The following is a 20,470-nucleotide window of genomic DNA, read 5'->3' as shown; positions in this document are numbered from 1 at the left end:
ATTACACCCGATGTAATGTGTTTATGTGTAATGACACGTTACACACATGTATTACAAATAGCAACGCCCCGGAGTGCGGGAACACTGCCGAGGCGTCTGACCAAACCGTTATATGAGGTAACGATCATGGCTGAATTACAGCATACCCAAACTCACCCAAAATTTACATGGCTCTTTCTGGCAACCCCTAAGAGCCATCCAGACTGTTCGCCTGTAGTTCTGCGTTTTGATACTGATACTGAGGAGAATGCCCGCGCCGCTTTCCCCGGCTGGGAAATGGTATTCGCCGCCAAAATTAGGGCAGAAGCTCCATGCCGGGTCGCGTTCTTTGATTACAACACCCGTCGCGGTTGGGCTTTTGATAGCGCCTCAGACAGAGAGGTAGTTGGTCATGATTAATACATACCGCACTAAAAGCGATCTTCTGACATTGGCTCAAGAGATCGCCGCGCTTCTGTCATGTGCTTCTTATTTGGCAACGATCAGAGGGGATGAGGAGCGTATCCATGTAATGAGTTTAACTGGTCTTGCTTATCGGCTTGCTGATGAACTGGCAAGTGAGCTGGATATCTCGGATCTCGACCAGATTAAGTCTTGCAAGGATGGCTCCCAATGATCAGCAACGTGAAATTTAATGAGCTGGCTGGTCGCGTTGAACAGCTGGTGGGCAAGGTGGAAGAACTGGAAAACCGTATCAAGGCGCTGGCAGATAGTCAGTGTGGCGAGATACCTCCGGGCATGTCTCCGGTTTCCACGCTGGCGGCCGAGTTCGGCATAAGCACTAAGAAAGCTGAGGAACTGGCGAAAAACACCGGCGTATTGTTGGTTAAGCATAAAGGCGGCGGTTATCTGGCCCATGACGAGAAATTCAGGGAGGCGGCGCGGCTGATACTGCGCAAGGCAACCCGGCGTCGCGGTTCGGCCTACTGGTTCCATCCGTTGATCGGCAAATTCCAGATGAGCGGGGGGATCCCGAAATGAAGAACGCTCCGAACCTTAAACATCTGCCAAAGGAAAAATTTACTGAGGCAATCATTTTTGCCGGGACTGATGCCTATGCTCATGCAAAGGGATGGGAAGAAGGTATGGGTAAACAAATTGCCGAAGATACAACGCCCCCTATCTATCTTGGGCCAAAGCAACTGGCAGAGCTGGATAACCTGCAAATTGTTGATAAAGGGCGCCGTAGCGCCCGTGTGTATCTGGCCGGAAACATCGAGCCGATACTGATTAACGTCATTGGTGAGAAGCTGGCGCGGGCCGGAGTACAGGACGCCAGACTGTATAAGGGCATTCCTGACAGGAACCCGGAGGACTGGCGAGACTATCTGAACCGGTTACGGGAGGAAGCCAAAGCTGAGGAAAGCAATATTTGCCAGTTGCCAGTAACTAAGCGAGCACCAAAAAAAGAAACGGGCGATGAACTTAAGCCGCGTGTCGAAAGCCGTGATGATGGCGTTTTCTGGATCACTCCGAAGGTCGATAAAGAAACCGGAGAGATTATTAACCCTGAAACGTGGCTGTGTTCCCGGATCGAGGTGGTGGGTTCAGGTAGCGATGGCGCAGAGCGCTATCTGGTGTTGAGGTGGCGCTCTCCACGTGGCCACGAAGATATTACGCGGGCGATCCCTTGTGCTGACATTGGAGAGCGTGACGGGTGGCGGTCGTTAAAGGCTGGCGGGGTAAACGTCACGACCAAAAACACATTCCGGGCGATTCTGGCTGACTGGCTGCAACAAAGTGGCACCGGGCAGGAATGGCGAATCAGCCACACGTCAGGCTGGCACTATGGCGCTTATGTTATGCCTGATGGCGAGGTCATAGGTGAGCCTGAAACGCCGATACTGTTTAACGGGCGTAGTGCCGCTGCCGGGGGATATGACGTTACAGGGACGGCGGAAAGCTGGCGTAATAGCGTTGCGCGTCTTGCGTGTGGTAATCCGTCAATGATGCTGGGCGTGTCGGCATCAATGGCAGCGCCGCTTATCGGGCTGGTGGGCGCTGACGGGTTCGGGGTTCACCTTTTTGAGCAGTCCAGTGCAGGTAAGACAACAACGGCGAATATCGCCAGTAGTGTATGGGGCGTTCCTGATGCGTTGCGCCTCACCTGGTACGGGACGGCATTAGGCATTGCAAACGAGGCAGAAGCCCACAATGACGGCTTATTACCGCTGGATGAGATAGGCCAGGGGAGCAATGCCCGCGACGTTGCTACGTCTGCATATACGCTGTTTAACGGAGCCGGAAAGCTGCAGGGGGCCAAAGAGGGTGGAAACCGGGAGTTAAAACGCTGGCGCACTGTGGCGATCAGTACCGGGGAAATGGACATAGAAACGTTTCTTTCCGCTGGTGGACTCAGGGTAAAGGCCGGGCAGCTTGTGCGGCTTTTGAATATCCCGATGGAGAAAGCAACCGTATTCAACGGGCAACCCAACGGTAAAGCCCACGCCGACGCGCTGAAAGAGGCATGGCTTGATAATCACGGAGCGGCGGGGCGTGAATGGGTTAAATGGCTGGCAACCCACCAGCAGGAGGCAAAACAGGCGGTCAGGGATGCGCAGGAACGATGGCGCGGCCTTATTCCGGCTGACTATGGGGAACAGGTTCACAGGGTCGCAGAACGCTTTGCAATACTGGAGGCCGCGCTTGTGTTGTCCTGCCATATAACCGGGTGGAGTGAACAGGCCAGCCGTGACGCTATCCAGCACAGCTTTAATGCCTGGGTGAAAGAGTTCGGCACCGGGAACAAAGAGCACCAACAAATCATCGAGCAGTGCGAAGCGTTTTTGAATACCTACGGATTTAGCCGTTACCTTCCATACCCGGAAAGCGACGCTCGCGATCTGCCGATTAAAGAGCTTGCGGGGTACAGAACGGGAAGTCAGTCCAGTGATGAAGTATTTAAGTTCTACACCTTCCCCGCGGCATTTGAGCAGGAGATAGCCAGAGGCTTTAACCATACGCAATTTGCCAGGGCTTTAGCCAGTGCCGGGATGCTTGAGACCGGGGATAAAGGGAGGCACAAGAAGAAAGCACTACGCAAGATGGGCGGCAAGCAGCATGTGTTTTATGTGCTGATGTTCTCACCTGATGATGAGTAATTTTTTATACACGTGAGGTAAAAATTAGTGGGTTACGTGGGTTATACAGTGGATAAGTGCATTAAGGTAATGATTTTAAAGGAACATCGTAACCCACTCGTAACCCACTTTACCCCGTTTATAACCCACTGACAGGGCAAAATAACCCACCAGCGAAATCGTAACCCACTTTAAAAACGGCTTAGTGGGTTATTTCATGGGGTTAGTGGGTTACGTTTTTGTGTTGATTAAATGTTAACTCGTTGAATGTATGAAATAAAAAATACTTAGCAAGCGAAGATAACCCAATAACCCACGTAACCCACCACGTTTTGTATCTATACGCATAAAAAAATTGAGTAAATCTTGCTGCCGGGTAAACCCGGTTTTTTTATGCCTCAATCTAATTAATCTGTTTTTCTGATTAAAATGATTTTACTTACCACTTTTATTGATCAATGATTGCGAATGTACCATCAATCACGATAAGGGTAAGAAGATGGCAGAACGGAACAATAAGCAGCACGATAAAGGCGGTACGGTTCATATCGATGCTGAAACTATGAAGAAGATCGAAGAGTACCAGGCATTCATCCGCAAGAATCACCCGGAAATGCCTGTCCCCACTAAAGGCCAGATTGTGCGTAGCAGCGTGAACTACTGGCATCACCATACGCTGGGGGCATGGCTATGAAAGGCTGGTACACCATTAAAGCATCCAACGACGCCACCAGCGCCAATATCAGTATTTACGAAGAGATCGGCGGCTGGGGTATCACTGCCCAGCAGTTCTCTGAGGATCTGAAAGCCCTGGGCGATATTTCCCATATCAGCCTTCACATCCACTCACCCGGCGGTGACGTGTTCGATGGCATCGCTATCTACAACCTTCTGAATAAACACCCGGCAAAAGTCACAGTGCATATCGATGGCCTGGCTGCCTCTATGGCCTCAGTCATTGCGATGGCCGGTGACCGCATCGTTATGCCGGAAAACGCACTCATGATGATCCACAAGCCGTGGGGAATCTCCGGTGGTAATGCCAACGATATGCGCGACTATGCCGAGCTGCTGGATAAAGTTGAAAACGTCCTGATCCCGGCTTACGCCCGCAAAACTGGCAAGTCTGCTGAAGTGCTGGCGGCCATGCTGGAGGATGAGACCTGGATGGATGGTCGTGAATGTGTAGCGCAGGGATTCGCCGATGAGTTGTTACCGGCGGTCAGCGCAATGGCCTGTATTGAATCGAAACGAATTGAGGATTTTGAGCATATGCCAAAAGAGATTAAAGGGATGATCACCGGCCCGAAAGGTTCCACCAGTAGTGCGGTGCCGGAACAGAACCGTATCAACGGGATTAAAGACCTGTTTGCTATGTTCGGCGGTAAGCATGATTCACTGAAAATTCAGTGCCTGGAAGATGTGGACTGCACGCCGGAAAAAGCGAAAGACATGCTGCTGACTGCCCTGGGCAAGAGTGCGACCCCATCGAACAAAAGCACTTATTCACACATTTACGCTGGTAACGGCAACATCACCGGCGACGCTATCCGCCAGGGGCTTTATTCCCGTCTGGGTCACGAACGCGCCGAACGCGGGAACCCTTATGCCATGATGAGCCTCTTTGATATGGCTCAGGCATCGCTGGTGGATCGTGGCATTAGTATCAGCGGCTTTGGCAACCGCTCGCAAATTGTGAATCTGGCCTTTACGCACAGTACCAGCGACTTTTCCCATATCCTTGCTGGTGGCGCTGAGAAATCTGTTCTTACAGGCTGGCAGAACAGCGGTGAAACTTTCCAGCAGTGGACGAAAACCGGCTCGCTATCCAACTTCCATGAAGCCAAGCGCGTTGGGCTGAACGGCTTTTCTGAGCTGGAAAAGGTGCCAGAGGGGGCTGAATACAAATATGTCACTACCAGTGACAGCGGCGTACCTATCGCGCTTGCGACGTATGGCAATATCTTCTCCATTACCCGCCAGGCCATCATCAATGACGATTTGAGCCAACTGACGACCGTTCCTCAGGCTATGGGCCGTGCTGCTGCGCGTACTGTAGGGAATCTGGTCTATCTGAACCTGACTGCGAACAGCAAGTTTACAGACGGTAAGCCGCTATTCCATGCCGACCATAAAAACCTCATCGCTAAAGGGATGGATACTGACGGACTTAATGAAGCCCGTAAGGCTATGCGCCTGCAGGAAGACGCGAACGGCGATCCGATCAATGTCATTCCTGCCTATATTCTCGTTCCTGCGGCGCTGGAAGGGGCAGCCAATCGCGCGGTGCTCTCATCTTCCTCGCTGTTCCCGGTGGATCAGGACGGCACACTGAACCAGAACCCAGGCATCATTAACGTGGTTAAAGATATGGCTCAGGTTGTGGTTGAGCCGCGACTGGATAAGTCAGACAACAAGCAGTGGTATGTTGCGGCGGCACAGGGTACAGACACTATCGAGGTGGCTTATCTCGACGGGATGGATACGCCATATCTTGAGCAGCAGGAGGGCTTCACCGTTGATGGTATCGCCTGGAAGGTGCGCATCGATGCAGGTGTGGCTGCGCTGGACTACCGCGGGCTGGTCAAATCGAGTGGGGCATAAGAGCAGAGGGGCGGCCACGGCTGCCCATTTCTCGTGGGTCCTCCGGGCGGGGCGACCTTCCACGGGGCGGCGCGCTCGCGGGAAACGGCTGGTTTTTGAATTCCATAGTCATCATCATCATTTGCTAACTGATTGATTTTAAATACATGAAAATCTTAAAAAGTGGCAATGATGATGGTTTGTATGTTTTTTGTTCATCATCATCGGGGGAGAATGATGAAAACAATACGGCTGACAATTACTGAACTGGCCGACGTCACCGGGATTCACCGGCAAACGGTATCAAAGCGCTTACAGGATATTCCACCTGAGTCGGGCAGTAGCTGTAAGAGAAAGTATTACGACCTGAAATTAGCATTGGCGGCAATTTACTCTAACGGAGAAATACAGAATGCAAAGTAAAGAAGTGATGACCCGTATTGAGCTTAGTGGTGTACTGGCTAAAACGTTCGGCCGTGCTCACCACCGAGTAATCAGAACGACTCAGGAAGCTGGCGTAGCATTAGCGGCGACAATTCCGGGATTTGAGCGCTTCATGATTAATAGCAAAGACAAGGGACTGACCTTTGCTGTTTTCAGGGGGAAGACAAATATTGGCGCCGATGATTTGGGTTATCCGGTAACGGGTGAGGTCATTCGCATTGTCCCGGTTATTGCTGGCAGCAAAAAAGCTGGTTTGTTCCAGACAATAATGGGGGCCGTGCTCGTTGCCGCAGGGGCTATTGCAACCTTTGTTTTTGATCAGCCATGGGGTGTTAACCTGATGGTTGCTGGTGGCTCTATGATGGCTGGCGGTGTTATCCAGATGCTTTCCCCTCAGCCCGGAGGCTTAGCCCGTAAAGAGTCCCCCGACAATAAAGCCAGCTACGCCTTTGGCGGTGTCACTAATACAGCCTCGCAGGGCTACCCGGTAGGGCTTCTATACGGCAAACGCCGAATTGGTGGCGCAATTATTTCTGCTGGTATTTATGTGGAGGATGAGCTTTGACAAATCAGGCGAGGCTCTGGCCGGAAGGTGAGGTATTTACCCGTGAAGTGTTGATACCGACAAAGGACGGTGCTTTACCCATTGAGGTGACTTATGTTGTCCCTCCGTTCGAGGTCGTCGTTGCTCTGTGGCAGAACAAGGAACATGAAAAAACGTATCCGCTTTTTCGTCAGTTTATTCAGGGCTGGAGCCTGGAACAAAATCTCACTGATAACGTGCTTAAAGCCTTTTTGAGAGCTTACCCGGGAACCGCAAATAAAATTATGCATGGCTGGCAGGAACATATGCAAAGCGCACTAACGGAAAATGCGCATCTTTTTGCTGTGCAGAGCCAGACCCTTAACTGAGGCAGAGGGACGAATGTTAAAACATGAAACTCTGATAGCTGCAATTGAGGCCGCTGCGGAGCTGCGTGGATTTAGTCTTAATGGGCAGGAACGGCTGGTTGTCCGCACCTGTATTGATACTGCAATGGCAGATAAAGCACGACACAATAGGCGGATGGCGGCCAGTACTTTCCACTGGCAGAAACCTATTTTGCTAAGATAGGGTATTCATATTAGATAAAAAAAGTTCAGAAACGCCTTGTGGAATTCTTTGATTTTAACCATACATATGTAGGGGATTTCACTCAGAAGGGTAATATCGATGGCCGGACAATTAGATGATGCAGCAAAACAGATTTTAGGCACATTGTTAGCTGATTTCAGTGATCGAGGATTGACCGCACAGGACTTAAAAAAGGGGTATGAAGGACCGAATATTGAAGCCCTTGCTACTGCTGTATGTAGTGTGGCTGATTTTACCTCTGTTGATTTTGAGGTTGCATTCGGTGATTTAGAAAAAGCTAAAATGATAAAAACAGGCCCAATGGCGATGTATGATAACGACAGAAGAAATAGTGCCGTTTTCATAATGGGATCCTATAGCAAGCGTGAATTCGTTTATTTAACAGAAGCGGGGTATAAGGAATCGCGTAAAATTCCAAATCGCCCACAACGTGTTCAGCGTATAGTCAATAATCTGACCATTACAGGCGGTCATTTCAGCAATACGCAACTAGGGCAAGGAGAAGCTGTTTCTCAGACCCAAGCCATCACAACTAGTTCTGATACCGAAATAGTTGCAAAGCTGATCTCCATCCTTGAAAGCCAGGGCCAAGTAGTTAACAACGATCAACGTTCAGACATTGAAGCAGCTGTCGCAGCTGCTAATGAAGGAGATGGTAAAGAAGCCAAATCTTTGCTGGCTAAGGTTTGCGGTCCAGTCTGGGAATCAGTACAACCGGTTATGTGGCCGATTGTGGGTGAGCTGGTCAAGAAAAGCCTTGGACTTTGATATTGATAATATTCTTCATGAGGCCGCGTTAGCGGCCTTTTTCATGTCTGCTGTGCAAACAGTAAAAAACGTAGTGTTTGTGCATTAATGTTCATCGTTGTTCACGCGTACGTGTATCACTAGGTATATCACAAGCAATAAAAAAGGCGCTTCCCCATGCCGAAGAGCGCCTTTTTAATCAACAAGTTAACTGATTAGTATCAGTTCATGCCGTATTTTTTCAGTTTTTTACGCAGCGTACCGCGGTTGATGCCCATCATCAGAGCAGCGCGGGTCTGGTTACCACGGGTGTATTGCATCACCATGTCCAACAGGGGCTGTTCAACTTCAGCCAGTACCAGCTCATACAGGTCATTCACATCCTGACCGTTCAGTTGAGCAAAATAGTTCTTCAGTGCCTGTTTAACCGAGTCACGCAGGGGCTTTTGAGTTACCTGATCCTGAGAGTTAACGGTAGAAACGGTCAGTACGTCAGAATTTACGCGTTGTTCGAACATAGTTCTGTCAGCTCTTTATTTCTATTACGCAAAATTTTCGAAGTATGCCTCCAACGCCTCCAGCTGTTCGCTGGCATCCTCAATGGCGTTGAATGTGCGCCGAAACTGGTCATCTGGAGCATGTTCCTGAAGATACCAGGAGACGTGTTTACGCGCGATTCGGTACCCTTTTGCCTGACCATAAAAGTCATGCAACTCCCGAACGTGCGCACAAAGCAAGCGCTTCACCTCTGCCAGCGGCAGCGGGGGCAGCAGCTCTCCAGTGTCCAGATAATGCTGGATTTCCCGAAAGATCCAGGGTCTTCCCTGAGCTGCACGGCCTATCATCAGGGCATCAGCCCCTGTATAGTCGAGCACAGCTCTGGCTTTAAGCGGGTCAGTAATGTCGCCATTCGCGATAATCGGAATGGAAACTTTCTGCTTAACTGCCCGAATACTGTCGTACTCAGCGTCTCCGTTAAACAAACAGGCGCGGGTGCGTCCGTGAATAGTCAGAGCCTGAATGCCACACTCTTCGGCCAGTTGGGCAATCTCTACGCAGTTACGGTGTTCCGGTTCCCAACCGGTGCGAATCTTGAGAGTCACAGGAACGTCCACCGCGTTAACGACCGCCGTCAGGATCGACTTCACCTGGTCGGGGTACTGCAAGAGGGCTGAACCTGCAAGCTTGCGATTCACCTTTTTCGCCGGGCATCCCATATTGATATCAATAATCTGGGCGCCGCTTTCCACGTTAATCCGCGCGGCGGCAGCCATCTCTTCCGGCACGCTACCGGCGATTTGCACGGTACGAATACCGGGCTCATCGATATGCACCATCCGTAAACGGGACTTGTCGCTCTCCCACACCTGTGGGTTAGAAGACATCATCTCGGAAACGGTTAAACCCGCTCCCATCTCGTAGCACAGCGTCCGGAATGGTCTGTCAGTAATGCCAGCCATGGGCGCTGCGATCAGGCGATTTCTGAGCTGGTGGTGTCCGATGCGCATGAGTTAAGAAATGACCATACTGTGACTGCAAGGCGGCGTATATTACGCATTTTTTGCACGAGATGAAAGGCCAAACTTTGAGCAATCCTCTGTTGCAGATCAATGAATCCGGGACTAGCGTAAAAGGGATGAATAAATACTTATATTAATCATTGATTTAATGGATGATGGATAATTTGTGTCCATTTATAAAATCATAAAACTTCTCGATTTTTCTTGGATAAACTGGCCGCATGGCGATATAAAACGCTGTTTTTGTAGCCAAAAAAGTGCTCTGTAGTGCGATCTGCCTCTCATTTCCTGGCATTATTTGGTGGCTACTGGAAACAAAAATGCGGCCCGTAGGCCGCATCGCGCTTAGTTTTTCCGGCCGGTAATCCGGCACCACTCTTCCTTCTCGACCACCGGGTCAAGAGCGAAGAGATCGGCATAGGCTTCACAGACGCTCTCCGCCTGGCTGGCAAGGATGCCGGAAAGCCCCAGCAAACCGCCTGAAACGGGCAGGACGCTGATTAATGGCGCCAGCTCACGCAGCGGGCCTGCCAGGATATTCGCGACCACCACGTCGGCTTTCATCGACTCCGGTTGGTCCTGAGGAAGATAGAGCTCCAGGCGTTCAGAAACGCCGTTACGCTGCGCGTTATCACGACTGGCCTGAATAGCCTGCGGGTCGATATCAATCCCGATTGCTTTTGCCGCCCCCAGCTTCAGTGCGGCAATCGCCAGGATGCCGGAGCCGCAGCCGAAATCAATCACCGTTTTTCCGTTGAGGTCGAGCCCATCCAGCCACTGCAGGCACAGGGATGTCGTCGGATGCGTACCGGTGCCAAAGGCCAGACCCGGATCGAGCATCACGTTGACGGCATTTTCATCCGGAACATCGCGCCAGCTTGGGCAGATCCATAGCCGCTCCCCGAAGCGCATGGGGTGGAAGTTATCCATCCATTCCCGTTCCCAGTCTTTATCTTCCAGCTGCTCGATCTTATGCGCGAACCCGGCGCCCAGCAGCGGATGCTGCTCCAGTTGGGCAACGACCGCTTTCATATCGGTTTCAGCATCGAACAGGCCGATTACGTCGGTATCCCCCCACAGGCGGGTTTCCCCGGGCAATGGCTCAAATACCGGCGTATCGTGTGTATCCTGGAAGGTGATCGAGACCGATCCGGCCTCCATCAGCGCATCGCTAAGATCTTCAGCGTTCGCGCCGGTGGTATTTAGTTTCAGTTGGATCCATGGCATAGCAAAACTCTTTATTTATCAGTAGTCAAAATGGGGGGCTGTGGGGCGGGACGACCGAAACGGTTCCCCGCCACAAACGCCAGCAAACTCAGCAGCAGCGCGGGAACGATCGGGTGAAAGCCCAGAAACTGCACTTTCAGCGTGGCAAGTACGGCATACAGGACGCCGCCTACGATCATCGCGCTCAGCGCGCCAGCCGCGTTGGCGCGTTCCCAGTAAAGGCCCAGCACCAGCGGCCACAGGAAGACGGCTTCCAGGCCGCCGAAAGCCAGCAGGTTCAGCCAGATTATCATCTCCGGCGGCCGCCAGGCCGCGAGCAGCAACAAGACCCCCAGCAGGAGCGTGATGCCGGCGGACATGCGTTTAAGCCGCTTTTCGTTAGTCGCCTGATCCGGCCGCCAGTTCAGGTACAGATCTTTGATGATCGTAGCGGAACTTTGCAGAAGTTGGGCATTGATCGTCGACATAATCGCCGCCATCGGCGCGGCAAGGAAGATCCCGGCGGCAAAGGGCGGAAGCACTTTAACCATCAGCGTCGGGATCACCAGATCCGGCACGGTTAAATCGGGGATCACCGCCCGGCCTAATGCCCCAGCCAGATGCATGCCAAACATCAGGATCGCCACCACGATGGTGCCGATAATGATGCCGCGATGCACGGCTTTGCTGTCTTTGTAGGAGATACAGCGCACTGCGGTATGTGGCAGACCAATAACGCCGAAGCAGACCAGTACCCAAAACGAGGCCATAAAGGTTGGCGAGAGGATATCCTCCGCGCCCTGCGGGGACACCAGCTTGACGTCGATCGACTGCAGCGTCTCTACCGCATGGCCAACCCCCCCGGCGGCGTGGATCACGCCCACCAGCAGCACGATCGTGCCGATCAGCATTACCATGCCCTGCATCGTGTCGTTGAGCACGCTGGCGCGAAAGCCGCCATAGGCGGTATACAGCGCGATGCTGACCCCGAAGATCAGCAGGCCGGTATCGTAAGGAATACCGGCAGCCGTCTCCAGCAGGCGGGCGCCGCCGATAAACTGGACGGTCATGGCGCCGACAAAGGCCACCAGCAGACTCAGGCTGGCCAGCCAGACCAGCAGGCGACTCTGATAGCGCGCAAACAGCATGTCATTGAGGGTGACAGCATTATAGCGACGCGCAAGGATGGCGAATTTTTTCCCCAGCACGCCCAGCGACAGCCAGATGGCGGGGAGCTGGATCATCGCCAGCAGCACCCAGCCCAGGCCGTATTTATAGGCGGCGCCGGGTCCGCCGATAAATGAGCTGGCGCTGATATAGGTGGCGGTTAGCGTCATGGCCAGCACGAAGCCGCCCATCGAGCGGCTGCCGAGAAAGTACTCATTAAGAAAGCTACCTGAGGCGCGTTTTCTCATGGCGTAGAGGGATAAACCGAACACCACCACCAGGTAGGCGATCAGGGGAATAATGACCTCAAACTGCATCATCGTCCTCCAGAGAAATATCGCGGAAAATCAGTTTGACCATCGCCCAGCACAGCAGAATGAACAGCAGCGGTACCAGCAGGCAGGCCATTTCAAACCAGTGTGGCAGGCCGGTAAAGCCAATAGCCACCCCCGGCAGATAGGCGGCGGCCAGCCAGGCGGCAAGGTAGAGAAGGGTCAGCCACAGCGCCCAGCGCGCTTCTTTGTGGGCCTGAACAAAGCGTTTGTCCATTTTTTGTCCCTTGAGGATGAAGAAAGCGGGGATTGTACCGCATGGTATAGATGAGGAGAGAGAAAAAGAAAAAAGGCCGGTTTACCCGGCCTTTTGCTGAGAGAGCAGAATTATTTTTCCTGCAAGCCGAGTTTTTTCTCCAGATAGTGGATATTGGTGCCACCATGCTGGAAATTCTCGTCGCTCATAATGCGCATCTGCAGATCGACGTTGGTTTTGATGCCATCGATGATCAGCTCCTGCAGCGCATTCTTCATGCGGGCAATCGCCACGTCACGGCTTTCGCCGTAGCAGATCAGTTTACCGATCATGGAGTCATAGTACGGCGGTACGGTGTAACCGGCGTAAATATGTGACTCCCAGCGCACGCCAAAGCCACCCGGCGCGTGGAAACGGGTGATTTTGCCCGGGCTCGGCAGGAAGGTGTTCGGGTCTTCGGCGTTGATACGGCATTCCACCGCATGGCCGCGAACCACCACTTCATCCTGCTTGATGGACAGCGGCTGGCCGGCTGCGATACGCAGCTGCTCTTTGATCAGGTCAACGCCGGTGATCATTTCAGTTACCGGATGCTCTACCTGGATACGGGTGTTCATTTCAATGAAGTAGAACTCGCCGTTTTCGAACAGGAACTCAAAGGTACCCGCCCCGCGGTAGCCGATATCCACACAGGCTTTCGCGCAACGCTCGCCGATGTAGCGACGCAGTTCCGGGGTGATGCCCGGCGCCGGCGCTTCTTCGACCACTTTCTGATGACGGCGCTGCATGGAGCAGTCACGTTCAGCCAGATAGATCGCGTTACCCTGACCATCCGCCAGCACCTGAATTTCAATGTGGCGTGGGTTTTCCAGGTATTTCTCCATGTAGACCATGTCGTTGTTGAAAGCCGCTTTGGCTTCCGCTTTGGTCATGGAGATGGACTGTGCCAGTTCAGCGTCGCTACGTACAACGCGCATACCGCGACCGCCGCCGCCGCCGGAGGCTTTGATGATAACCGGGTAGCCGATGCGTTTAGCATGGGCGCGGTTAGCGTCCATGTCGTCGGTCAGCGGGCCGTCAGAACCCGGAACGGTCGGGACGCCGGCTTTCTTCATGGCGGTGATCGCGGACACTTTGTCGCCCATCAGGCGGATAGTGTCGGCTTTCGGGCCGATGAAGATAAAGCCGGAACGCTCAACCTGCTCAGCAAAATTAGCGTTCTCAGAGAGGAAGCCATAACCCGGGTGAATCGCTACCGCGCCAGTGATCTCAGCGGCGCTGATAATGGCCGGAATGTTCAGATAGCTTTTTACGGACGGAGCCGGACCGATGCAGACCGTCTCATCCGCTAACAATACGTGTTTTAGATCGCGATCCGCAGTGGAGTGCACAGCGACAGTCTTGATGCCCAGTTCTTTACAGGCACGCAGGATGCGCAGTGCGATCTCGCCACGGTTAGCGATGACAATTTTATCCAGCATGTTCGCCTCGTTACTCGATAACTACCAGCGGCTCGTCGAATTCTACTGGTTGGCCGCTTTCGATCAGAATGGCTTTCACCACGCCGGCTTTGTCGGCTTCGATCTGGTTCATCATTTTCATCGCTTCGACGATGCACAGGGTGTCGCCCACGTTAACTTTCTGGCCAACTTCCACAAACGCTTTCGCGTCCGGGCTCGGCGTACGATAGAAAGTACCAACCATCGGGGAACGTACGATGTGACCACTGATTTCCGCTTTCGCCGGCGCTTCAGCCGCAGCAGCTGGTGCGGCAGTCGCGGCGGCAGGCGCCTGAGGCTGCATCATCGGCGCAGCATAAGCCTGCTGCATAACCGGATAGCTTGCGGCCGGTGCAGAGCGGCTGATGCGAACAGACTCTTCGCCTTCAGAAATTTCCAGTTCGGAGATACCTGATTCTTCAACCAGCTCGATCAGTTTTTTAATCTTACGAATATCCATGAGTGGGTTCCGTACTCTTTGTTTAGTGTGATTGTGACAGGCGTTTTACCGCCGTCTGTAAAGCGTATGAATAACCATCCGCCCCCAGCCCGCAAATGACGCCAGCGGCGACATCTGACAGATACGAGTGCTGGCGGAAGGGTTCGCGTGCATGCACATTGCTCAGGTGAATCTCGATAAACGGGATGTTCACGGCGAGCAAAGCGTCACGGATTGCTACGCTGGTATGCGTGAACGCGGCCGGATTAATCAGGATATAGTCCACGTTGTCTTTAGCCTGATGAATTCGGTCGATTAACGCATGCTCCGCGTTGGACTGCAGGTGATCCAGACTCACATTCAGCGCCGCCGCTTCAGATGTTAAACGGTTAACAATTTCAGCCAGCGTGAGAGGGCCATACTTCTCAGGCTCGCGGGTACCGAGCATGTTAATGTTTGGACCATTCAAAAGCAAAATGTGAAACTTCACTGCCATTGTGTGGCGATCTCCTGCCATTTTCGGGTAAAAAACAACATATACCTTCAATGCGCCCTTGTCACCTTTTCAGGGTCAGAAAACCCCGTCAGGAAAACCAAAGTCGCACATTATAACGATTTCGTAGCAATTGGCAGCTAAATACTGGTCTTATCAGGGAAGATTATCAACCGCTATCTGAAAAAGAGTCGCGGTTGATAAAGGATCTGCGGGAAACTGCACATTACCGGATTGCGCGCCACCACTGGCGGAACTTCTTGTAACGCCATGTCAATAGCCCCGCTGCCAGCAGGGCATATATAACGGGCTGCGGCGAGACGATCTTCACTGACCACAGGTAGTGTATCGGCGCGAGGATCGCCACCAGATAGACGAAGTTGTGTAAAAGTTGCCAGCGACGCCCCAGTTTTCGCTGCATCGCTTGCGTGGAGGTCACCGCCAGCGCCAGCAGAATCGCCCAGCTGATCATGCCCAATGTCAGATAGGGGCGGGTGATAATCTCCGAGCCCAGCAGCGCCAGATTGTTAATGCCCAGCTCCAGTAGGGTATAGCTGGTCAGGTGCAGCGTCGCCCAGGCAAAACACCATAAACCTAACAGCCGACGAACGCGAATCAATAATGGCTGCTTCGCATAGCGCGCCAGCGGAGAGACCAGCAGCGTCGCCAGCAGAAACTTAAGCGCCATTCTGCCGGTAAAGTGCTGGATATCCTTGGCTGGATCGGCGCTAAAGTAGCCCTGGTGCCCGGCCCAGAATAACCAGACCAGCGGCAAAAACCCCGCAAGGTGAAGTAAAACCTTCAGCCAGACGATCTGTTTGACGGTGAAACGCACTAGAAGTTCTCCCGCAGATTCATGCCGCGATACAGCGACGCCACTTCGTCGGCATAGCCATTAAACAGCAACGTCGGTTGACGCTTCACATCGAGCACGCCGCCGGCGCCGATAAACCGCTCGCTAGCCTGTGACCAGCGGGGGTGATCGACGTGCGGATTGACGTTGGCGAAGAAGCCGTATTCGTCCGGCGCCGCCAGGTTCCAGGTGGTTGGCGGCCGCTCGCGGGTCAGCTCGATACTAACAATGGATTTTATGCCTTTAAAACCGTACTTCCACGGCACGGTCAGGCGGACCGGCGCGCCGTTTTGCGGCGGCAGCGCTTTGCCATACACCCCGACGGTGAGTAGCGTCAGCGGGTGCATCGCTTCATCCAGCCGTAGCCCCTCCACGTAAGGGTAAGCGAGCCCCCCGCCGATAAACCGGTCTTTCTGGCCGGGCATTTGATCCGGAGCATAGAGGGTTTTGAAGGCCACATAGCGCGCGCTGCTGGTGGGCTCCACCAGCGCCAGCAGTTTATGCAGCGGGAAGCCGACCCAGGGGACCACCATCGACCAGGCTTCCACACAGCGCATACGATAAATGCGCTCTTCCAGCGGGAAGCGTTTGGTCAGATCGTCATGGTCAAGGGTCAGAGGTTTCGCCACTTCGCCACCGATGGTGAGCGTCCAAGGATCGGTGCGCAGGCTACCCGCGTTCGCCGCCGGATCGGCTTTATCGAGGCCGAATTCATAAAAATTATTGTAACCGGCGACCTTATCTTCCGGGGTAAGCGTCAGATTAGCCTGCCACTCGGCGGGTTTAGCAAACGCCAGGGCCTTGCCCGCTGGCGCTGGTGGGCGGTCGTGGCCTTTAAACCAGTCCAGCAGGTCGGCCTGCGCGGCGGCGGGAAGGGAAAGCGCGGTCGCGCTGATGCCCAGCATTTTCAGCATCTGGCGCCGCTTGAGCATAAAAACGGATTCGGCCGTGACGTCGGCTTCCGTCAGTTTTTTTCTTTTCATGGTGTCCTCCGTCATGCGTTTTCCTAAGCATGACGGAGACGGCGATGAATGGCGAATATGTCACGAAAAATTGCACATTAGGATGAGGAGCCGCCGCCGAAGCAGAGGCGCGGTCGTCCAGGAATCATCGGAAAGTGGCGCAAGACGTTTCCTTTGCCGCGCATGACCCGGCATCTTTAGCAGGGAAAAGAGGGCGGTAAGCTGGCCAGACGGTAAACCGGTAATAATTTGCGTCGCTGGCGCGGGTTTGCCATCCTGCGTCTAAAATTAAAGCGCTTCTGGCGCAGGCCGCAGGCGGGCGACGATTGGCAAATTTTTTCTGCAAACTATACTCGCTATCGGCATACTTTTACCGATAATACGCATTCCATTGCCAGACTCGCCATCTTTGATAGTATGCGTCGCGCTTTAAAAGGTTAATGCTTGCGGCATGGCGCGCGCCGGCACGGGAGCCTGATGGTTCATCGGGTAGTCATTCACTCGCGGAGTTAACACAGGGATGCGATTAACGACGAAGTTCTCAGCCTTTATTACGCTGCTAACTAGCCTGACCATCTTTGTCACGCTGATTGGCGCTTCGCTGAGTTTTTATAACGGCATTGAGAACAAGGTCGAAAACCGCGTTCAGGCGGTGGCGACCATGCTGGATAACCGGCTCATCACCACCTCTTTCGATAAGCTTGAACCGCAGTTGGATGAGCTGATGACGCCGATCGAGATCGTGCATATCGATTTCATGCTCAACGGCAAACCGCTCTACAGCCATTCCCGACCCGATAGCTATCGCCCGCTCGGCAGCCATGAGCAATTCCGTGAGATCACGGTTCAGTCGCTTAAACATCCTGGTATTACGCTGCATCTGGTCTACGTTGACCCGATGGTGAACTATTTCCGTTCGCTGTCGATCACTGCCCCGCTGTCGATCTCCATTGGCTTCATGGTGGTAATTATTTTCTTCGCCGTCCGCTGGATCCGCCGCCAGCTGGCCGGCCAGGAGCTGCTGGAGCTGCGTTCCACGCGTATCCTGAGCGGCGAGCGCGGGCCGCAGGTGCGCGGGTCGGTCTATGAATGGCCGGCCAGCACCAGTAGCGCGCTGGATATGCTGCTGTCGGAGCTGCAGTTCGCCAGCGATCAGCGCAGCCGGATGGATACGCTTATTCGCTCCTACGCGGCGCAGGATTCGAAAACCGGACTGAATAACCGCCTGTTTTTTGACAATCAGCTGGCCACGCTGCTGGAAGACCAGGAGAAGGTGGGAGCCTACGGCATCGTGATGATGATCCGTCTGCCGGAGTTTGATCTGCTACGGGACAACTGGGGACGGGCGGCGGCCGAAGAACATTACTTTACGCTTATCAACCTGCTCTCTACCTTTATTATGCGTTACCCCGGCGCGCTGTTGGCGCGCTATCACCGTAGCGACTTCGCCGTGCTGCTGCCGCACCGTACGTTGAAAGAGGCGGATAGTATCGCCGGCCTGTTGCTGAAGGCGATGGATGCGCTGCCTCCAACGCGTATCCTCGATCGCGACGATATGATGCATATCGGCATCTGTTCTTTCCGCAGCGGGCAATCGGCGGCGCAGGTGATGGAACATGCGGAAGCGGCGACGCGCAACGCGGTGCTGCAGGGCAGCAACAGCTGGTCGGTCTATGATGACACCCTTCCGGAGAAAGGTCGTGGCAACGTTCGCTGGCGAACGCTGATCGAACAGATGCTGAGCCGCGGCGGGCCGCGGTTGTACCAAAAACCTGCTGTCACCCGCGACGGGCGGGTACATCATCGTGAACTGATGTCGCGGATGTACGACGGTAAAGAAGAGGTGATTGCAGCGGAATACATGCCGATGGTGCTGCAGTTTGGCCTGGCGGAGGAGTATGACCGCCTGCAGGTAACGCGCCTGCTGCCGTTTTTAGGCTTCTGGCCCGAGGAGAATCTGGCGCTCCAGCTGTCGGTGGAGTCGCTGATCCGTCCGCGTTTCCAGCGCTGGCTGCGCGATGCCTTGATGCAGTGTGAAAAATCGCAGCGTCAGCGGATTATTTTTGAACTTGCAGAGGCAGATGTTTGTCAATATATCGGCCGTCTGCAGCCGGTTATGCGATTGGTTAACGCTCTGGGCGTTCGGGTGGCAGTGGTTCAGGCGGGGTTAACCCTGGTTGGAACCAGCTGGATCAAGCAGCTGGATGCGGAGCTGATCAAACTGCATCCGGGTCTGGCGCGCAACATCGAAAAGCGCAGCGAGAACCAACTGCTGGTGCAAAGCCTGGTGGAAGCCTGTAAAGGCATGCCTATGCAAGTTTTTGCGACGGGCGTACGTAGCCGCAGCGAGTGGTTGGTACTGTCCCAATGCGGTGTCACGGGCGGGCAGGGGGAATTTTTTGCCGCCTCACAGCCACTTGACACAAATGTGAAAAAATATTCGCAAAGATACTCGGTTTGATCTGCCGTTTAGCGTGATTTCACGTAGAATAACGCGCGCCATCGTGAAGGGGGTGTGCTTGTCTACCTGCCGGATCATCGCAATGTAAATGCCAGTGACCCTCCTTTGACAGGTTACAAATTCAGGCGTGGAGCGCTGCTGAAGATTTCAGCAATGAACGGAGTCGGGAAAATTTGTAACAAAGGAAATGAACTGCACTAATTTTCACCGCAGCAGGTGATTTTTGCGCCTTGTCGCTGCTGCGTGTGGTTGGTAAAGTAAGCGGATTTTGTTTTCCGCCCCAGCTTTCAGGATTATCCCTTAGTATGTTAAAAAAATTTCGTGGCATGTTTTCCAATGACCTGTCCATTGACCTGGGTACCGCGAATACCCTTATTTACGTAAAAGGACAAGGCATCGTATTGAATGAGCCTTCCGTGGTGGCCATTCGTCAGGATCGTGCCGGATCGCCGAAAAGCGTCGCCGCCGTGGGTCATGAAGCGAAGCAGATGCTCGGCCGTACCCCGGGTAATATCGCGGCGATTCGCCCGATGAAGGACGGCGTTATCGCTGACTTCTTCGTGACGGAAAAGATGCTGCAGCACTTTATCAAACAAGTGCACAGCAACAGCTTTATGCGCCCGAGCCCGCGCGTGCTGGTGTGTGTACCGGTTGGCGCAACCCAGGTCGAACGTCGCGCTATTCGTGAATCCGCGCAGGGCGCAGGCGCCCGTGAAGTCTTCCTGATCGAAGAGCCGATGGCGGCAGCGATTGGCGCAGGCTTACCGGTTTCTGAAGCGACCGGCTCCATGGTGGTGGATATCGGTGGCGGTACCACTGAGGTGGCGGTTATCTCCCTGAACGGCGTGGTCTATTCCTCTTCTGTACGTATCGGCGGTGACCGCTTCGACGAAGCCGTTATCAATTACGTGCGTCGTAACTACGGCTCCCTGATCGGTGAAGCGACCGCTGAACGTATCAAGCATGAAATCGGTTCGGCTTACCCGGGCGATGAAGTGCGCGAAATTGAAGTGCGCGGTCGTAACCTGGCGGAAGGCGTGCCACGCGGCTTCACCCTGAACTCAAACGAAATTCTTGAAGCGCTGCAGGAGCCTCTGACCGGCATCGTGAGTGCGGTCATGGTTGCCCTTGAGCAGTGCCCGCCGGAACTGGCGTCTGATATCTCTGAACGCGGGATGGTTCTCACCGGCGGTGGTGCGCTGCTGCGCAACCTGGACCGTCTGTTAATGGAAGAAACCGGTATTCCAGTCGTGGTTGCTGAAGATCCGCTGACCTGCGTAGCGCGTGGCGGCGGCAAGGCGCTGGAGATGATCGACATGCACGGCGGCGACCTGTTTAGCGAAGAGTAGTCAG

The 20,470-nt window shown here is 53.7% G+C and carries 22 protein-coding genes; 12 read left to right on the top strand and 10 right to left on the bottom strand.

Going from position 1 to position 20,470, the window contains the following annotated elements:
* Positions 1-15: 15 nt before the first annotated feature.
* The 9 genes from HMPREF3140_RS12110 to HMPREF3140_RS12065 all read left to right on the top strand — a co-directional run bounded on the left by HMPREF3140_RS12110 (position 16) and on the right by HMPREF3140_RS12065 (position 8,010).
* Positions 16-399, top strand: a complete 384-nt coding sequence (locus HMPREF3140_RS12110) for a host cell division inhibitor Icd-like protein (RefSeq protein WP_316241758.1) — start codon at positions 16-18, stop codon at positions 397-399.
* A complete protein-coding gene (locus HMPREF3140_RS12105; RefSeq protein ID WP_070552996.1) occupies positions 392-616 on the top strand; it encodes an aminotransferase in 225 nt (74 codons plus the stop codon). The genes HMPREF3140_RS12110 and HMPREF3140_RS12105 overlap by 8 nt, the downstream gene beginning before the upstream one ends.
* Positions 613-981 carry a hypothetical protein gene (locus HMPREF3140_RS12100; protein ID WP_064147042.1) on the top strand — a complete coding sequence of 123 codons (369 nt, stop codon included), beginning with the start codon at positions 613-615 and terminating at the stop codon, positions 979-981. Before HMPREF3140_RS12105 ends, HMPREF3140_RS12100 begins: the two co-directional genes overlap by 4 nt.
* Positions 978-3,101, top strand: a complete 2,124-nt coding sequence (locus tag HMPREF3140_RS12095) for a DUF927 domain-containing protein (RefSeq protein ID WP_064147041.1) — start codon at positions 978-980, stop codon at positions 3,099-3,101. Before HMPREF3140_RS12100 ends, HMPREF3140_RS12095 begins: the two co-directional genes overlap by 4 nt.
* Before the next feature lie 478 nt (positions 3,102-3,579).
* Complete coding sequence (locus HMPREF3140_RS12090; protein WP_044067013.1) at positions 3,580-3,774, top strand: hypothetical protein; 195 nt, start codon at positions 3,580-3,582, stop codon at positions 3,772-3,774.
* The gene (locus HMPREF3140_RS12085) at positions 3,771-5,684 is read left to right on the top strand and encodes a ClpP-like prohead protease/major capsid protein fusion protein (protein WP_070552995.1); all 1,914 of its coding nucleotides are present in this window, start codon (positions 3,771-3,773) and stop codon (positions 5,682-5,684) included. Before HMPREF3140_RS12090 ends, HMPREF3140_RS12085 begins: the two co-directional genes overlap by 4 nt.
* Positions 5,685-6,075: 391 nt before the next feature.
* A complete protein-coding gene (locus HMPREF3140_RS12080) occupies positions 6,076-6,672 on the top strand; it encodes a tail assembly protein (protein WP_049139210.1) in 597 nt (198 codons plus the stop codon).
* Positions 6,669-7,019, top strand: coding sequence for a phage tail assembly chaperone (locus HMPREF3140_RS12075; protein WP_048268258.1), 351 nt, complete (start codon positions 6,669-6,671; stop codon positions 7,017-7,019). The genes HMPREF3140_RS12080 and HMPREF3140_RS12075 overlap by 4 nt, the downstream gene beginning before the upstream one ends.
* A gap of 301 nt (positions 7,020-7,320) precedes the next feature.
* Positions 7,321-8,010 carry a hypothetical protein gene (locus HMPREF3140_RS12065; protein ID WP_049139209.1) on the top strand — a complete coding sequence of 230 codons (690 nt, stop codon included), beginning with the start codon at positions 7,321-7,323 and terminating at the stop codon, positions 8,008-8,010.
* A 200-nt stretch (positions 8,011-8,210) separates the two neighbouring features.
* Here HMPREF3140_RS12065 and fis read toward each other — a convergent pair whose 3' ends face one another.
* The 10 genes from fis to msrP form a co-directional block, all read right to left on the bottom strand.
* Positions 8,211-8,507, bottom strand: a complete 297-nt coding sequence (fis, locus tag HMPREF3140_RS12060; protein ID WP_000462905.1) for a DNA-binding transcriptional regulator Fis — start codon at positions 8,505-8,507, stop codon at positions 8,211-8,213.
* A gap of 24 nt (positions 8,508-8,531) precedes the next feature.
* Entirely contained in the window at positions 8,532-9,497 is a 966-nt protein-coding gene (gene dusB / locus HMPREF3140_RS12055) for a tRNA dihydrouridine synthase DusB (protein ID WP_004144972.1), read from the bottom strand.
* Between the two features lie 357 nt (positions 9,498-9,854).
* Positions 9,855-10,736, bottom strand: coding sequence for a 50S ribosomal protein L11 methyltransferase (prmA, locus tag HMPREF3140_RS12050; RefSeq protein ID WP_002918745.1), 882 nt, complete (start codon positions 10,734-10,736; stop codon positions 9,855-9,857).
* Between the two features lie 11 nt (positions 10,737-10,747).
* Complete coding sequence (panF, locus tag HMPREF3140_RS12045) at positions 10,748-12,199, bottom strand: sodium/pantothenate symporter (protein WP_004181435.1); 1,452 nt, start codon at positions 12,197-12,199, stop codon at positions 10,748-10,750.
* Complete coding sequence (locus HMPREF3140_RS12040) at positions 12,189-12,431, bottom strand: YhdT family protein (RefSeq protein ID WP_002918740.1); 243 nt, start codon at positions 12,429-12,431, stop codon at positions 12,189-12,191. Before HMPREF3140_RS12040 ends, panF begins: the two co-directional genes overlap by 11 nt.
* A 110-nt stretch (positions 12,432-12,541) precedes the next feature.
* Positions 12,542-13,891, bottom strand: coding sequence for an acetyl-CoA carboxylase biotin carboxylase subunit (gene accC / locus HMPREF3140_RS12035; protein WP_004174096.1), 1,350 nt, complete (start codon positions 13,889-13,891; stop codon positions 12,542-12,544).
* 10 nt (positions 13,892-13,901) lie between these two features.
* Positions 13,902-14,369, bottom strand: a complete 468-nt coding sequence (gene accB / locus HMPREF3140_RS12030; protein WP_002918736.1) for an acetyl-CoA carboxylase biotin carboxyl carrier protein — start codon at positions 14,367-14,369, stop codon at positions 13,902-13,904.
* Positions 14,370-14,391: 22 nt separating this feature from the next.
* Complete coding sequence (gene aroQ, locus HMPREF3140_RS12025; protein ID WP_004174104.1) at positions 14,392-14,844, bottom strand: type II 3-dehydroquinate dehydratase; 453 nt, start codon at positions 14,842-14,844, stop codon at positions 14,392-14,394.
* Between the two features lie 223 nt (positions 14,845-15,067).
* Positions 15,068-15,676 carry a protein-methionine-sulfoxide reductase heme-binding subunit MsrQ gene (msrQ, locus tag HMPREF3140_RS12020; RefSeq protein ID WP_004185869.1) on the bottom strand — a complete coding sequence of 203 codons (609 nt, stop codon included), beginning with the start codon at positions 15,674-15,676 and terminating at the stop codon, positions 15,068-15,070.
* Positions 15,676-16,677, bottom strand: coding sequence for a protein-methionine-sulfoxide reductase catalytic subunit MsrP (gene msrP / locus HMPREF3140_RS12015; protein ID WP_032412486.1), 1,002 nt, complete (start codon positions 16,675-16,677; stop codon positions 15,676-15,678). Before msrP ends, msrQ begins: the two co-directional genes overlap by 1 nt.
* A 228-nt stretch (positions 16,678-16,905) precedes the next feature.
* Between msrP and HMPREF3140_RS12010 the strand changes: the two genes are divergently transcribed.
* From HMPREF3140_RS12010 to mreB, 3 genes are all read left to right on the top strand, one after another.
* Positions 16,906-17,097 (top strand): hypothetical protein, encoded by a 192-nt coding sequence (locus tag HMPREF3140_RS12010; protein ID WP_002918687.1) that lies wholly within the window; start codon positions 16,906-16,908, stop codon positions 17,095-17,097.
* A 79-nt stretch (positions 17,098-17,176) separates the two neighbouring features.
* Positions 17,177-19,117, top strand: coding sequence for an RNase E specificity factor CsrD (gene csrD, locus HMPREF3140_RS12005; protein WP_002918686.1), 1,941 nt, complete (start codon positions 17,177-17,179; stop codon positions 19,115-19,117).
* A gap of 305 nt (positions 19,118-19,422) precedes the next feature.
* Positions 19,423-20,466: a rod shape-determining protein MreB gene (gene mreB / locus HMPREF3140_RS12000; protein ID WP_002918653.1), complete on the top strand. Its 1,044-nt coding sequence runs from the start codon at positions 19,423-19,425 to the stop codon at positions 20,464-20,466.
* The last annotated feature ends 4 nt before the right edge of the window (positions 20,467-20,470 follow it).

This window comes from Klebsiella sp. HMSC16A12 (genome assembly GCF_001808265.1).
Lineage (GTDB): Bacteria > Pseudomonadota > Gammaproteobacteria > Enterobacterales > Enterobacteriaceae > Klebsiella > Klebsiella pneumoniae.
Note: the sequence above shows the minus strand (reverse complement) of the source record. Positions and strands in the feature narration are given on the sequence as shown.

Excerpts from the sequence above, each read along its gene's own strand:
- HMPREF3140_RS12110 (WP_316241758.1), top strand. The coding sequence starts at position 16 with ATGTGTTTATGTGTAATGACACGTTACACACATGTATTACAAATAGCA.
- HMPREF3140_RS12105 (WP_070552996.1), top strand. The coding sequence starts at position 392 with ATGATTAATACATACCGCACTAAAAGCGATCTTCTGACATTGGCTCAA.
- HMPREF3140_RS12100 (WP_064147042.1), top strand. The coding sequence starts at position 613 with ATGATCAGCAACGTGAAATTTAATGAGCTGGCTGGTCGCGTTGAACAG.
- HMPREF3140_RS12095 (WP_064147041.1), top strand. The coding sequence starts at position 978 with ATGAAGAACGCTCCGAACCTTAAACATCTGCCAAAGGAAAAATTTACT.
- HMPREF3140_RS12090 (WP_044067013.1), top strand. The coding sequence starts at position 3,580 with ATGGCAGAACGGAACAATAAGCAGCACGATAAAGGCGGTACGGTTCAT.
- HMPREF3140_RS12085 (WP_070552995.1), top strand. The coding sequence starts at position 3,771 with ATGAAAGGCTGGTACACCATTAAAGCATCCAACGACGCCACCAGCGCC.
- HMPREF3140_RS12080 (WP_049139210.1), top strand. The coding sequence starts at position 6,076 with ATGCAAAGTAAAGAAGTGATGACCCGTATTGAGCTTAGTGGTGTACTG.
- HMPREF3140_RS12065 (WP_049139209.1), top strand. The coding sequence starts at position 7,321 with ATGGCCGGACAATTAGATGATGCAGCAAAACAGATTTTAGGCACATTG.
- fis (WP_000462905.1), bottom strand. The coding sequence starts at position 8,507 with ATGTTCGAACAACGCGTAAATTCTGACGTACTGACCGTTTCTACCGTT.
- dusB (WP_004144972.1), bottom strand. The coding sequence starts at position 9,497 with ATGCGCATCGGACACCACCAGCTCAGAAATCGCCTGATCGCAGCGCCC.
- prmA (WP_002918745.1), bottom strand. The coding sequence starts at position 10,736 with ATGCCATGGATCCAACTGAAACTAAATACCACCGGCGCGAACGCTGAA.
- panF (WP_004181435.1), bottom strand. The coding sequence starts at position 12,199 with ATGCAGTTTGAGGTCATTATTCCCCTGATCGCCTACCTGGTGGTGGTG.
- HMPREF3140_RS12040 (WP_002918740.1), bottom strand. The coding sequence starts at position 12,431 with ATGGACAAACGCTTTGTTCAGGCCCACAAAGAAGCGCGCTGGGCGCTG.
- accC (WP_004174096.1), bottom strand. The coding sequence starts at position 13,891 with ATGCTGGATAAAATTGTCATCGCTAACCGTGGCGAGATCGCACTGCGC.
- accB (WP_002918736.1), bottom strand. The coding sequence starts at position 14,369 with ATGGATATTCGTAAGATTAAAAAACTGATCGAGCTGGTTGAAGAATCA.
- aroQ (WP_004174104.1), bottom strand. The coding sequence starts at position 14,844 with ATGGCAGTGAAGTTTCACATTTTGCTTTTGAATGGTCCAAACATTAAC.
- msrP (WP_032412486.1), bottom strand. The coding sequence starts at position 16,677 with ATGAAAAGAAAAAAACTGACGGAAGCCGACGTCACGGCCGAATCCGTT.
- csrD (WP_002918686.1), top strand. The coding sequence starts at position 17,177 with ATGCGATTAACGACGAAGTTCTCAGCCTTTATTACGCTGCTAACTAGC.
- mreB (WP_002918653.1), top strand. The coding sequence starts at position 19,423 with ATGTTAAAAAAATTTCGTGGCATGTTTTCCAATGACCTGTCCATTGAC.